This window comes from Marisediminitalea sp., from assembly GCF_984433645.1.
In genome coordinates this window covers 1-14,037 of the sequence record NZ_CFIDRX010000116.1, presented here as the reverse complement: position 1 = coordinate 14,037, position 14,037 = coordinate 1, and the positions used below count along the sequence as shown (strand labels likewise).

Below are 14,037 nucleotides of genomic sequence, written 5' to 3'. Positions count from 1 at the left end.
GCAACACTTATTTGGCGTAAAAACTTAATCCGGCGCTGCAAGAGTGAAATGCGCCAGAAACAAGAAGAAATGGAAAACCTGCAGACGGTCTTACTCGAAAAGAACCGGATGCTGGAGTTTTTATCGTCTCACGATACATCGACAAATTTGTATAACCGCAATTTCATGCTTCATCGAGCTGAAGATGAAGTCTCGCGCTTTAATCGTTTTCATACTGCCGCCAGTCTGATTTTATTCGACTTTACCAGTCAGTCAGCCAGACAGATAAACAGCAAGCCGGTTATCAATGAAGATGGCATCAAAGAGTTGGCAAAAATTTGCTTGTCGTGTGTTCGGGAAGTGGATATTGCGGGTCGTTGGAGCTCTGAACAAATCATTATACTGTGCCCACAAACCCCCATTTCTGCATCTAAGATCCTGGCTGACCGGCTAAAAGAGGCGGTTGAAACGCACCAAAGAGAAGATATTCGCGATTTACCATTCTCGATTGGACTGGCTGCGTTGCAAGAAGGTGAAACGTTCGCTGACTGGTATGAGCGAGCGAGTCAGGCATTGTATCTGGCACGCCGTCAACACGGTGGCAAAGTCATGATTGCGGAAACCTGAATAACAACAAAAAAGGGCCTCAGCCCCTTTGGTTTAAACCATGGGTTCATATTTCCATTGGTGCATGTCATAACTCACTTTGGCTCGTTCATATTCACGCTCGGAACGCCAGTTTCGGTTATTCAGTTTTACCGATACCCCTGAATACAGCTTTTTGGTGGCAATCAAACGCGCGGATTCCTGGTAGTGTTGCTTTGCTTCCAGTAATTGCACCGACTTACTCTCCATCCACGAAAGCAGGGTAGTTTCATTGCGTAGCAGTTCTTTTGCTTCAGACACTTTAGCCAGCAATGATTTAGGTACGACGCGATTGTTAATAATATCCATCTTTTCTTTGTGGCGGGTGGCGTTTGTGCGAATCTGCTTCAGCAAATCTTCAAAAAAGTCTTTGCGCGCCTGAAGCTGGTTAAAACCAGGGCTAAAGTCTATACGTAGCGTACTGCCTGATATTGCTCCAACTGTGCCCGCAATCACCGGGCCCTGACTACTTACCTCGCAGGCAAAAATGTTGCCCTGAGGATTTTCCGGACGACCAATGGTGACGCCGCCACCAGAACTCACACGGCAATGTGCAAGCTGGCGTCCCACGTTCAGGCTACCATTACACACAATATCGACACCCTGACCGTGCTGGATATAAATACTGCCACCGGCTTTTAGCTGACAGGTATACTCGCGCATCACGTCCTGCTGTTTGCCCATGGCGCCTTCGGTAATAATAATATCGCCACCGGCCTCAATAGTTGCAGACTCAGCAAAGCCGTTTACGGTGACGTCACCTTTGGCTTTGATGATCATTTTTTCTGTTACATCACCATTAACCAAAACCGAACCTTCGTAAGTTACATGACCGGTTCCCACGTTCACGCCCGGGCAAATAAACGTATCATCAACCTGCATGATGAGATCCATGTACTTCGGCATACCCGCAATGGTGGACACCACCAGGTTTTCGTCGTGATCACTGATAGCCGTGCCATTACCCAGTTTGATAGGCTGCCATTCACCTTCTTTGGAAACCAGCGTGTTGCCCCGCACATCAAAACCACTGCGGCCTTTGGTCGGAGGCTCACGTCGCATAACCTCGGCGTGCGCTTTCACACACACGATTTCGCCCAGGTTGCGCATATCGACTTTCTTTTCATTTGACTGTTGAGGGCGCAACACCCGATCTAATGCATTGGGGACCAGTGGACGCTGTCTCGAAGAGCGGCCGTCACGAGGGGGAAGCCCTTTGGCTATAAGGCCTTCAATACGTTTGCCCGGCTCTGCTTCTGATAATTGTTCAAGCAGCGCTTTTACCCGTTTCTTCCCCAGGCCTCGGCGAATATTGGCTTTTTGAGCAAGCCTGATCACTTGGGCTGTGTCGGGGATCTGACCGCCATGAGGCGCAGTGAGAATGGCATATCCTGTCATGTTGTCTTCGCTGATACGAAACTCAACTTCACAGTGGCGACGCTCACCAACCTGTTCCATGACGCTGGTTTTGTCTTTCGTTTTGAAAAAGTGGTTAGCTTTGTCGCAGGTTGCTTTTATCGCCGACTGGGACAAATACACCTCGTCGAAACCTTGTTCACAAAGGGCGTCATACACGGCTTGTGCACTGAGCTCTTGTTCAAGCTGGTCGGGGGCAATAGAAAGCGTAACGTTGTTACGATTATCATCAAACGAAAATTGAACGCCTTTCATAGTGATTTACTTCCTGTCCTGTATTGAGCGCTTGGTAAACGACACGTTTTATTATTATTGAGTACACATGGGTCAGATGTGCCGCAAGTTCTCGGTGAGGAGAACCTGCTACAGGTTAAATGCATACTAAAGTTGAATGCGATTTAGACTAAAGATGCACTAATCCGGAAAAAATCACAAGTTTTGTGCGTAAGCATACAGCGCTTTTAGTATTGCTTTGTGCTCGGCATTGTCGGCGTGTTGTTCTGCCAATTGCTCAAGCGTAAATAAATACTGCTCTAGCGTAATGCTCGCAGGAGAGGTTGGGTCCGTTAAGCGGAACTGACGATGACGCTGCCATTTCTGACTTTCTTCAAAGGTGAGGGTATTAGGGTAGTTTCTCGCCCGGTAGCGAAATAGCAACGATTTCAGCGTCGGGTTCTGCGTTTTGTTTGCCAGGCTGGTGAGCTGTTCGGGAGACGAAGTACGTACATCATCACACCAGTTTTTCTCTTCCCTCGTTAAAAAGCCGCCACTATACAAGGCATGGTCCGGGTCGAGCTCTTGTTCATCGAGCTCGGTGTTATACAAATCCGTTAGCTTCTGAATCCAACTGGTGTCAGCCACCAATTGTTTATAGTTTGCCAGACACTGTTCCCGGTTAATGCCCAAACGCTCTGCGTTTTCTTCGGATACGGCCTTGGCCGTGGTAATAAACGGCGAGCGGTTAATGTGAATGAGTTTGATGCCCGGGCGGGGCTCGTCGTCCTGCATCTCCTCGCGTTTGCGGTACAGACGCTCTCTGAGCGCTTCTGTGTCTAATGACAACAGCGGTGACGGATCTGACTGTAAGTCGACAGCAATCACGGCATTGGGGTTTGTCGGGTGCTGAGCAACCGGGAGGATCCAGGTACAGCAACCCTGACTAGCCGGGATTTTTGACGATACGTGAACCAGAGGCGTGAGTTGCTGGAGATTAATTTGTCGTGATACCTGGGCTTTCTGGCGCAGTGAAAGCGCGTAATCAAATAGTTTAGGCTGTTTGTCTTTAATCAGTTTGGCCAGCGCGATAGTGGCGCGTACATCAGACAACGCGTCATGAGCATGGCCGTGATCGATGCCATTGGCCGCGGTTAATAACTCCAGCTTAAAACTGGGAGAGCCGTCGTCTCGCATTGGCCATTCAATGCCTTCCGGGCGCAGGGCATAACAGGCACGCACCAGATCAATGATATCCCAACGGCTATTGCCGTTTTGCCATTCCCTTGCGTAGGGATCGTAGAAATTACGATAAAACAAATAGCGGGACACTTCATCGTCGAATCGAATGCTGTTGTAGCCTACAACACAGGTACCGGGTTCCGACATTACCTGATGAATTTTAGCGGCAAAGTCAGCTTCATTCATCCCATCGCGCAGCGTGTGTTGCGGCGTTAATCCCGTTACCAGTGCAGCCTGTGGCTGTGGTAAATAGTCATTAGCAATCTGGCAAAGAATATTGATGGGCTTGCCAATTTCATTCAGATCTGCGTCGGTGCGAATAGCCGCAAACTGGCTGGGCATGTCTTTTTGTGGGCTGACACCCCAGGTTTCGTAATCGTGCCAGAGAAAGCTGGCCGGACTGTGTTGACTCATGATGAATTGTACTTTTTATTGTTTGCTAATGCGGTATTCAGGAAGCCACTGAGCTTTTGTAGCACTAAACGGCACGCGGTGCGTGGCTACGTAGCCAGTGGGCAATAGGGTGGATACTAACACGCGCATTCAGCGTGCCCAAGTGCCTTGAATAAAGAATGAGATACCTAACAGCAGCAGTTTCGACGAATGCCGCAAAAAGCCGGCCATTGGCTCTGGTCAGCATCCCGGGAAACCCGTAGAGTGAATAAAACATTTCCGTAGGGAGTATTCAAGAAAATGCTGAAACGTATTTACACTGCTTTGTTCTGCTGTGGGTTAATCGCACCAGGCTGGGCGCAGGATGTTGCCATTGTCATCCACGGTGGTGCCGGCACAATTTTAAAAGCCAATATGACGCCAGAACGCGAAGCCGCTTATGTGGCTGCACTGCAGGAAGCCGTGCAAACCGGCTATAAGCTACTGAAAGACGGTGCGAAGGGCGAAGAAGCGGTCGTGGCCGCCATTCAGGTTATGGAAACGTCACCGCTATTTAACGCGGGCATTGGCGCCGTTTACACCTTTGAAGGTCAACACGAGCTGGACGCATCTATTATGCACGGTGGCACGCTGAATGCCGGGGCGGTCGCCGGGGTGAAGACCATCCGCAGTCCAATAGCCGCCGCACTGGCGGTGATGGAACAGTCGCCCCACGTGATGCTCAGCGGTAAAGGGGCTGAAGCATTTGCCGAATCGATTGGTATGAAACCGGTCAAAAACACTTTGTTCAATACAGAGCGACGTTACAAAGCCTTGCTCAAAGCAAAAGAGCGGATCCTTAACGCGAATGTGCCTTATGGTGGACAACAGGGTAACGAGCGCTTTGGTACCGTTGGCGCAGTAGTGCTCGACCAATATGGCAACCTGGTTGCGGGCACCTCAACCGGCGGCATGACCGCGAAGCGATTTGGCCGCATTGGTGACTCACCGGTTATTGGCGCTGGCACCTATGCAGATAACGAAAGCTGTGCTGTTTCTGCCACCGGACACGGCGAGTATTTTATTCGTTATCACGTTGCCGCTGATATTTGTAGCCGAATGAAATACCGTAATGATACGCTGGCCGACGCTGCGAATACCGTTATCAATGATGTACTGGTTAAAGCCGAAGGCGATGGCGGTATTATTGCCGTCGATGCAAAGGGCAACATCGCTGCCGTGTTCAATACTGCCGGCATGTATCGTGCGCAAATCGATACTCAGGGGAATCTTAAAGTCGGCATTTATCAGCAGTGGATTAACGAATAATTTGCGTTGGCGGGTAGTATTCAGTTAATACTGCCTGCCACATGCAGATAAATACCATTGTTGTCTATGCTTAAACGTCTGTTTTCCCTATTTAAACCGGTGCCGGTCCCGATCATCATCGTCGGCACAGATTACTTGTCTTTTCAGTTAGGGAGTTCATTAACAGCAGGTCAGCGTTACGTCGTACGCTTTTTTATTAATCAGGCTCCCTGGCACCACAAAACAACCATGCTAGGCGGTGAACTTCGCTATGAAAACGAACTCCTGGCTTTGGTTAAGCGTCACGACATCAAAGCGGTATGCTGCGTTCTCGAGACTGATTATTTGCATTATCAAGCACATTTTCAGGAAGCGCTTGCTTTGCACCAATGCCAGTTACTTTTCTGCAAGGAAGACGCCGACAGTCTGGACCTGCTGCATTGAGTCATGGATGTGGGCCGGGTAGAGTAGTCGCTAAACCAGTTATGCCATAACGAGTCACAAATGCCGACTAAAACCCTGTTAATTATTGCACATGCCCCTTCCGACAATACCCGTCAAATGGCAGAAGCGGTTGAACGTGGTGCCTGTCATCCCGACATCAACAATATCAACGTAGTGGTTGCAGCGCCTGCGGCTGTGCAACCTGAGGATATCTGCAAGGCCCAGGCTGTTATTATTGGGACGACTGAAAACCTGGGCTACATGGCGGGCTTAACAAAAGACCTGTTTGACCGTTGCTACTACCCTTGTCTTGAACATACTCAGGCCATGCCGTTTAGTTTCTATATTCGGGCTGGTCAGGATGGTACAGGGACGCTCCGCGCTATTACGTCGGTTACCACCGGACTGCGCTGGAAGCTGGTGCAAGCCCCACTCATTTGTAAGGGCGAATTCAAGACTGCGTTTTTAGCAGAGTGTGAGGCGCTCGGACTCACAATGGCAGCCAGTCTGGAAGCCGGGATTATTTGATTCGCTAACGTTTTAACTGCCTGACGGTTCGCCTGATCCTATTGCACTATATTTTATGCGGTTTTCCCAAAACTACGCTACGCTTAAGTTATAAGAGTTTCTGGCATTCACTTTTTATCAGGGCCCATGTCCCAAGCGCTAGAGGCTGTTGTTACGTGTTGAGATGTCCGTGCTAACACCCTCAGGATAACAACAACTATGCAGTACCGGCCTGTGTTGGCCACCGCTGTGCAGGAGGAAAAATGGAATCGTTGCAGGTTTGTGATTATATGAACCATCACCCCGTTAAACTCACCAAAAATATGCCCGTTGCAGAAGCCGTCGAACGACTGCTACAGCGACAGCAGTCTGGTGGCCCGGTTTTGGATGAAGCGGGTAAGCTTTGCGGATTTCTGTCTGAGCAGGATTGTATTAAAGCCATGGTTGAGTCGACCTACTATCGGGAGCAGGTGTGTCGCGTAGGCGAGATTATGCACTCGCCGGTGATGACAGTGTCTGACACCATGTCGATTTTAGAAGTGGCAGAAAAGTTACTGATCGAAAAGCCCAAGATGTACCCGGTTGTAGATGCTGACGGGTTACTGGTGGGTTGTATCAGTCGTTCTCAGATTCTGGCTGCAATCGACAAACAGCTCCACGCCGAATACCCGAAAACCGCCTGATTAAAATGCCGAACTTCGCTGGTCCTGACTGGCGGGTTTGCGTCTTAGCCAGCGTTATTGCTAACAGAAGCCCAGCGTAATTGTGTTTGCGCTGGTTGTACTCTGTTCCGTCTTGCATTGGCAAGACGTTCGCTGCGGCTCATGGCAATGTGTGGCAAAATACCCGAAAAGGCTAGAAAAAGCCGGCCGCTTCTTCTAGGATCCGTGTTTTTGTAGTTCAGAGTCATACGCAGCCCACTATGCCCAATCCCTCGCCGTTCAAAGCGCTGTTTAGTCAGTTACCGCAATGTGCTATTGCTGATCGCTTTCCCATTCGTCGTCAATTACAGCGTTTGCAAAAAACAAAAGCCGATGACGAGGCCAGCCAGCAGCAACTTGCCAAGGTGATAGACAGGATCAATGCGTCTATTGCGCGTTGTGAAGCCAGGGCGGCCGCGGTTCCACAAATAGACTATCCGCCGCTGCCGGTTAGCGAACGTAAAGACGATATTAAGCAAGCTATTGCCGATAATCAGGTGGTCATTATTGCCGGTGAGACGGGGTCGGGTAAAACCACGCAGATCCCCAAAATATGTTTGGAGTTAGGACGGGGAATTACTGGCAAAATAGCGCACACGCAACCAAGGCGTCTTGCTGCTCGAAGCGTAGCGTCGCGTATTGCAGAGGAGCTGGGTACTGAGATTGGTGAAAAAGTCGGCTTTAAAATCCGCTTTTCTGATCAGGTCAGCGACAGCACCCTGGTCAAGCTCATGACCGACGGTATGTTGCTGGCTGAAATGCAGCAAGACCGCTTTTTAAATGAATACGACACTATTATTATTGATGAGGCGCACGAACGCAGCCTGAACATCGACTTTTTAATTGGTTATCTGAAACAGCTACTGGCGAAGCGGCCCGAGCTGAAAGTCATTGTCACATCTGCGACCATAGACCCGGAGCGCTTTTCCCGTTACTTCAACGACGCGCCCATTATTGAAGTCAGTGGCCGCACATTCCCGGTAGAAATTCGGTATCACGACCCGGAAGACGCCGAAGACGATCAGGACCAGGTTGATCGCATTATCCATGCCGTAGATGAACTGATGCGCGAGCCTCGTGGTGACATACTGGTATTCCTGAGCGGGGAGCGCGAAATTCGCGATACCCAGGATGCCCTCAGTAAACAGCAATACCGCAATACTGAAATTATTCCCCTTTATGCGCGTTTGTCGGCCTCAGAGCAACAACGCATATTCCAGCCCCATGGCGGGCGCCGTATTGTGTTGTCTACCAACGTGGCGGAGACCTCGCTAACTGTGCAGGGCATTAAGTATGTCATTGATCCCGGCACGGCCCGGATTTCCCGTTATAGCCCGCGCAGCAAAGTACAGCGCTTGCCCATTGAGCCGGTGTCTCAGGCGTCGGCGAACCAGCGGGCAGGGCGATGCGGCCGTGTGTCAGAAGGGATCTGTATTCGACTTTACAGTGAGGACGATTATTTAAACCGTCCGGCGTTTACCGATCCGGAAATTCTGCGTACCAACTTAGCGTCGGTTATTTTGCAAATGCTGACACTGGGATTAGGCGATATCGCGAGTTTCGACTTTGTACAGCCGCCTGACAGCCGGCAAATCAACGACGGCTTCCGTCTGCTGGAAGAAATTCAGGCGATTGACCGGCGCAAAGGAAAAGCGGGGCTTACTCAACTTGGCAGGCAGATATCCCGCTTGCCGGTTGATCCACGTTATGCCCGAATGGTGGTCGCAGCAGGTGAGCTTAACTGCCTGATGGAGGTCATTGTTATCTCCGCGGGACTGACGATTCAGGACCCGCGTGAGCGACCACAGGAAAAGCGTGCCCAGGCAGATGAAAAACATGCCGAGTTCGCCGACAAAGACTCTGACTTTATTGCCTTGTGGAATTTGTGGCAGGCGTTTCGGGAAAAACAAAACGAGCTGTCGAACAATCAATTGCGCAAATGGTGTCAGGCTAACTTTATAAATTACCTGCGTATGCGCGAGTGGCAGGATATCGTTAGCCAACTGCGAAAGTCGGTTGCAGAATTAAATTTGCGCATTACTCAACAGCCTGCTGATTATGCTGCGATCCACCAGGCTCTGTGTACCGGTCTGTTGTCTCATATAGGTATGAAAGACAAAGAGCGCGAATACCTCGGCGCCCGCAACACTAAATTCATGATATTCCCCGGCTCAGGACTGGCCAAAGCCAATCCGAAATGGGTAGTGGCGGCAGAGCTGGTTGAAACCTCTAAACTGTTCGCCCGCATGGTGGCGAAAATTGACCCTGCGTGGATAGAACGTCTGGCTGGTCATTTGGTGAAGCAAAATTACTCGGAGCCGCACTGGTCTAAAAAGCGCGGTGCAGTGACAGCTAGTGAGAAGGTCACCCTATTTGGCTTGCCGATAGTTGCACAGCGGTTTGTTACTTATAGTCAGATAGACCCGCCTGTGTGTCATCAGTTATTCATTCGGGAAGCACTGGTTAATGGCGATACCCGCTTGCGGTATGACGTGCTGGAAGACAATCAGGCCATGTTGCAACTGGCCGATGACTGGGAACAGAAAACCCGGCGTCGCGACCTGATGGTTGATGAACAGCAACTGGTGGACTTTTATGCCCAAAAACTGCCGGTATCAGTTAACAGCGAAGCGGCGTTTAAAAAGTGGGCCAAGCAGAAAGAAGCGCTGGCCTCATTGCGATTCACGGAAGACGACGTGTTTTTGCAGCAGCCGGGCACCGGTCTGGCTAATGCGTTTCCGGATAGCTGGCTTCAGGGCAATTTGTCGCTGCCGCTGCGGTATCACTTCGAGCCTAACGCAGTTGATGACGGGGTTACTGTTACCATACCTCTGCCACTGTTGAACCAGGTATCAGCCGACGGCTTTGACTGGCAGGTGCCGGGCCTGCGGCACGAGCTGGTGGTTCAGCTTATCAAGAGTTTACCTAAGCGACTGCGACGTAACTTCGTGCCGGCACCCAACTACGCGGAAGCCTGCTTGTCGGACATAAAAAATACCGAGGAAAAATCCGGTCGGCCGATTCCTTTATTAGAAGCCATTTCGCAAAAATTATTGCGTATGACCGGGGTCACTGTTGAACCCGAAGACTGGCAACTGGACCAGCTCGACAAGCACCTGATCATGCATTTTGAAGTGGTGGATGCAGACCACAAGGTGCTCGCCCGTGGCGATGATCTGGACGCGTTGAAGCACACGCTGCAGGGGAAGGTGAAACAAACTTTTGAAAAAGCCGCCACGCCTGAGTTAGAGCGGAAAGACATTACCACTTGGGACTTTGATGCCTTACCTGAGAGCTTTACTCAGAAACACGGCGGGTTTGAAGTGCAGGCTTATCCCGCGCTGGTGGTGAAAGGCAAACGCGTTGATATTGAACTGGTACCAGAGGCCGAACAGGCCGCATCCATGCACCAGCAAGGGTTAAACCGGCTACTGATGGTCAACATGCCTTCGCCGGTGAGCTACCTGGAACAAAAGCTGCCGAATAAAGCCAAACTGGGTTTGTACTTTAACCCCTTTGGGCAAATAAAAGCCTTGATTGACGACTGTATTCTGGCGGGCATCGATGCGCTGAGCCGGCGCTTCCAGTCGCAGTCTGGCAGTCCGGTGCGAGACAAAACGCAGTTTGAGGCGTGTCTCGATTTTGTCAGAGCGAATATCAATGATGAAGTGCTGGTGATTGCCCAGCAGGTTGAATCAGGTTTAACGCTGGCGCATGAGTGTCAGAAGAAGATGAAAGGCAAGGTGTCGTTCGATATGGTGAGTGGGTTAAGCCACATCAAAGCGCACTTAGCTACGCTGGTCTTCCCAGGCTTCGTGGCGGAATTTGGCAGTCAGCGTTTGGATGACTGGAACCGGTTCCTGAAAGCACTTGCCCGTCGGCTGGAAAAACTGCCGGTTGATCCTAACCGGGACCGAATCCAGCAGATCACCATCGACAAAGTAGAAAGCAGTTATCAAAGTACACTGGCTAAATACCCGAAACACAAAGTGCCAGAAGACTTACTTGCTATTCGCTGGATGATTGAAGAACTGCGGGTATCCTTGTTTGCTCAGCAACTGGGCACAGCGTACCCGATTTCTGCAAAACGCATTGAAAACCAGCTTGAGCAGTTTTAAACGGGAAATAACATTGACAAGCGAATAATGTCGCCCTATAACCAATAACATGTGAGGGGGTTCACCTATGGCGGGCCCTATTGAAATAGTGGTAGCAGTCACAGGAGAAGTAAACATGTTAGGATACGACGACAAGCGAAATTTTTTCAGGATGATGGTGAATTCTCCTTGTCAGGTGCAAATCATCGACGACGAATCCAGTCGCTCGTTGCAAGCGGTATGTAAAGATATCAGTGCGACGGGTATGTCACTGGAAGTAGATGAACCTTCTATTGAAATCGGTACTGAAGTCAGCATCAGCATTGACTCAACCAGTTCACAAATACCTTCCTTATCCGCCGTTGCCAAAGTCGTTCGCTGCGTTGCAGAGTCTGACAGCAGTTGTGTGATTGGTGTCGAAATCTCAGAAATGAAATAACCCGGCGGCGCGGTCGCGTCGAATCGGTTTGTTCCATTACGTGAATCGAAAAAACTGGTTTTAATTCATTTCTTCAATTAGCAATACTTCTCATTATCAAGTGAGGAGTTTGTTATGTTGAAAACAATTACGTTTGCCATTATGCATTTCAGTGTCGCATTTACTGTGGCGTATCTGTTAACCGGTAGCCTGGTGGTGGGTGGTGCGGTCGCCCTGGTCGAGCCTGCTATTAACACCGTCGCGTTTTATTTCCACGAGAAAGTCTGGCAAAAACTCAAGCCAGCGCACGGCCAGTCGTATTCACTGGCCGCGTAGCTTGTACGAGGTAATCGGTTTACCTGGACTCATTCTACCTGACAAACCAGGCCTTTAAGGTAATAGCCTTCCGGATAGTTTGTAGAGATGGGGTGGTCGGGTGCTTGCGACAGATGTTCCAAAATGCGTACCTGTCGACCTGCATCTAAGGCGGCATCGGCCACGACCTTTTGGAACAGATCCGCTGGCATTAAACCAGAGCAGCTGAAGGTGAGCAGTATGCCGCCGGGTTTTACTGCATGAATCCCATACATATTAATGTCTTTGTAGCCACGACAAGCGCGCTTCAACGACGCTTTGCTGTCGACAAATTTTGGCGGATCCAGAATGACCATATCAAATTGGGTGCCGTCCTTGTGGTACTGTCGCAGGACTTCAAAGACATCGCCTTTAACCTGACTGCATTGCTGGTCGGTAAATCCATTCAGCTCTGCATGAGTGGCAGCCATATCAAGAGCAGGCTGAGACACATCAACATTGGTGACGTGAGAAGCACCGCCGCGCAGGGCGTAACAGGCAAAGGTTCCGGTGTAGCTAAAGCAATTCAGCACATTGGCGTTTTCTGCATAGCGGCTGGCGGCAAAGCGGTTTTCGCGTTGGTCCAGGTAAAAGCCAGTTTTGTGTCCGGTGTGCAAATCTACCCGGATCGTCACGCCGTGTTCTTCAATATCCACGGTCTGTGGTACGTCACCCCATAAGGGTTGTACCAAAGGCTCCAGACCTTCTTTATGCCTCACGTCAACATCGCTGCGCTCGAATATCGCGCGCAGCGGCAATGTGCGTTGCAGGGCCCAGACTATTTTATCTCGGTGCTTATCTGCACCTGCACTGAGCAACTGAACCACAGCAACATCGTTGTATAGATCAATGGTGACACCTGGCAAACCATCAGACTCAGCTGCAATCAGCCGACAGGCGTTAGAACTGGCTCGCGCCATGATTTGCTGACGCAGTTGCCATGCAGACTCGATACGGCGACAGAAAAACGCATTATCGATGCTTTCGTTTTTATCGAAGGTCCAAATCCGCACGCGGATCTGCGAATTAGGCGAGAAAGCGCCACGCCCAAGCCATTTATCGTCTGAACTGTATACGTCTACGGTGTCACCCATACGGCAACGGCCTTTCACTGTTGCAACCGCCCCTTCAAACACCCAGGGGTGACGACGCAACAAAGACTTTTCCCGACCGGGTTGTAAATAGATTTTGGCAGACATATGCTTGGCATTCTTCGAACAATAATGGGCGCGCAGTATACTGGCGATGGCAATGGGAAGTCCAGTTAACCTGAGGATACCCGCAGTATTCCGGTAGGTTCAATTCTCAGGCCTGAACAGCGCGCATTTAAAGGACAGAAGGAGTGAATGTGTCCGACAATCAACCGCAATCTGCTTTTACCCTGGTTACTCACATTGAGCATATGGATTTTGACGCAATACACGCCTTTATTGGGCAAACTTACTGGGCCAAAGGTATACCGGTTGAAACAATGCGAACGGCGCTGGAAAACTCCGTTTGTGTTGGGATTATGCAGGGCGACAAGCAAGTCGCTTTTGCCAGGGTAATAACAGATAAAGCGACATTCGGTTATTTATCTGATGTGTTTGTATTACCTGAATACCGAGGGCAGGGACTCAGCAAGCGCATGCTCGAAACCATAATGACAATGCCAGAGCTACAGGGTTTGCGACGGTTTATGCTGGCCACTAAAGACGCCCACAGTTTATATCGACAGTTCGGTTTTGAATCCGTGTCAGATGCAACGCCGCTTATGCAAATACACCGGCCTGATATTTATCAGTAAGGTAACTTATCCATGAATAGCAACATGCAATACCTCGCTATAGATGAGCAACACCCCGACGCAGCGCTACACATAGCGCAATGCCGAATACCAGAAATCAGCGCGACACAAGTGCTGGTAAAGGTGACTGCGTTTGGTGTAAACCGGGCCGATTTATTACAACGTGCCGGCCATTATCCACCCCCGCCGGGAGAGAGTGACATTTTAGGACTTGAGGTTTGTGGGTCGATTGTCAGCCTTGGCGAACAGGTTACCGGATGGCAACCCGGAGAACGGGTTTGTGCCATAGTCGCAGGCGGCGGATATGCGCAATATATTGCCATCGAAGCCTCGCACCTTTTGCGTGTGCCCGACAATCTCAGTGATGCAGAAGGCGCCGGGCTCGCAGAAGTCTTTTTAACTGCCTTTCAGGCAATGCACAGCATTGCGAAATTGCAGCATGGGCAAAAAGCGTTGATCCACGCAGGCGCCAGTGGAGTGGGCATAGCAGCAACACAGCTTTGTCGTTTTTGGGGCGTGGAAACGGCTGTAACCGCGTCCTCGGCCGAAAAACTG

13 protein-coding genes are annotated in these 14,037 nt (G+C 50.3%); 10 read left to right on the top strand and 3 right to left on the bottom strand.

Annotated elements, in window-relative coordinates:
• On the top strand, positions 1–606 hold a 606-nt coding region (locus AC4MRN_RS14260), incomplete at its 5' end, for a GGDEF domain-containing protein (RefSeq protein ID WP_491203632.1).
• Positions 607–639: 33 nt separating this feature from the next.
• On the opposite strand, the gene AC4MRN_RS14255 is transcribed toward AC4MRN_RS14260, so the two are convergent.
• A complete protein-coding gene (locus tag AC4MRN_RS14255; protein ID WP_490403721.1) occupies positions 640–2,295 on the bottom strand; it encodes a flagellar assembly protein A in 1,656 nt (551 codons plus the stop codon).
• 174 nt (positions 2,296–2,469) lie between these two features.
• Positions 2,470–3,909: an exodeoxyribonuclease I gene (gene sbcB / locus AC4MRN_RS14250; protein WP_491203631.1), complete on the bottom strand. Its 1,440-nt coding sequence runs from the start codon at positions 3,907–3,909 to the stop codon at positions 2,470–2,472.
• A gap of 279 nt (positions 3,910–4,188) precedes the next feature.
• Here sbcB and AC4MRN_RS14245 point away from each other — a divergent pair, with 279 nt between their 5' ends.
• From AC4MRN_RS14245 to AC4MRN_RS14215, 7 genes are all read left to right on the top strand, one after another.
• A complete protein-coding gene (locus AC4MRN_RS14245) occupies positions 4,189–5,196 on the top strand; it encodes an isoaspartyl peptidase/L-asparaginase family protein (protein ID WP_155015052.1) in 1,008 nt (335 codons plus the stop codon).
• Between the two features lie 66 nt (positions 5,197–5,262).
• Entirely contained in the window at positions 5,263–5,619 is a 357-nt protein-coding gene (locus tag AC4MRN_RS14240; protein ID WP_155015051.1) for a hypothetical protein, read from the top strand.
• A gap of 60 nt (positions 5,620–5,679) precedes the next feature.
• Complete coding sequence (locus AC4MRN_RS14235) at positions 5,680–6,147, top strand: flavodoxin family protein (RefSeq protein ID WP_073324764.1); 468 nt, start codon at positions 5,680–5,682, stop codon at positions 6,145–6,147.
• Positions 6,148–6,389: 242 nt separating this feature from the next.
• Positions 6,390–6,809, top strand: a complete 420-nt coding sequence (locus tag AC4MRN_RS14230; RefSeq protein WP_155015050.1) for a CBS domain-containing protein — start codon at positions 6,390–6,392, stop codon at positions 6,807–6,809.
• A gap of 239 nt (positions 6,810–7,048) precedes the next feature.
• Positions 7,049–10,945 carry an ATP-dependent RNA helicase HrpA gene (gene hrpA, locus AC4MRN_RS14225; RefSeq protein ID WP_491203630.1) on the top strand — a complete coding sequence of 1,299 codons (3,897 nt, stop codon included), beginning with the start codon at positions 7,049–7,051 and terminating at the stop codon, positions 10,943–10,945.
• 115 nt (positions 10,946–11,060) lie between these two features.
• Complete coding sequence (locus AC4MRN_RS14220; RefSeq protein WP_073324865.1) at positions 11,061–11,363, top strand: PilZ domain-containing protein; 303 nt, start codon at positions 11,061–11,063, stop codon at positions 11,361–11,363.
• Between the two features lie 114 nt (positions 11,364–11,477).
• On the top strand, positions 11,478–11,678 hold the full coding sequence (locus AC4MRN_RS14215; protein ID WP_155015048.1) for a DUF2061 domain-containing protein: 201 nt from the start codon (positions 11,478–11,480) through the stop codon (positions 11,676–11,678).
• 29 nt (positions 11,679–11,707) lie between these two features.
• Here the strand turns inward: AC4MRN_RS14215 and AC4MRN_RS14210 are convergent, their stop codons facing one another.
• On the bottom strand, positions 11,708–12,895 hold the full coding sequence (locus AC4MRN_RS14210; protein WP_370240666.1) for a class I SAM-dependent rRNA methyltransferase: 1,188 nt from the start codon (positions 12,893–12,895) through the stop codon (positions 11,708–11,710).
• Between the two features lie 149 nt (positions 12,896–13,044).
• Between AC4MRN_RS14210 and AC4MRN_RS14205 the strand changes: the two genes are divergently transcribed.
• Together AC4MRN_RS14205 and AC4MRN_RS14200 are read left to right on the top strand one after the other, a co-directional pair.
• Positions 13,045–13,482, top strand: coding sequence for a GNAT family N-acetyltransferase (locus AC4MRN_RS14205; protein WP_491203629.1), 438 nt, complete (start codon positions 13,045–13,047; stop codon positions 13,480–13,482).
• A 12-nt stretch (positions 13,483–13,494) separates the two neighbouring features.
• Positions 13,495–14,037, top strand: a 543-nt coding sequence (locus tag AC4MRN_RS14200) for an alcohol dehydrogenase catalytic domain-containing protein (RefSeq protein ID WP_491203628.1), incomplete at its 3' end; no start/stop codon positions are given.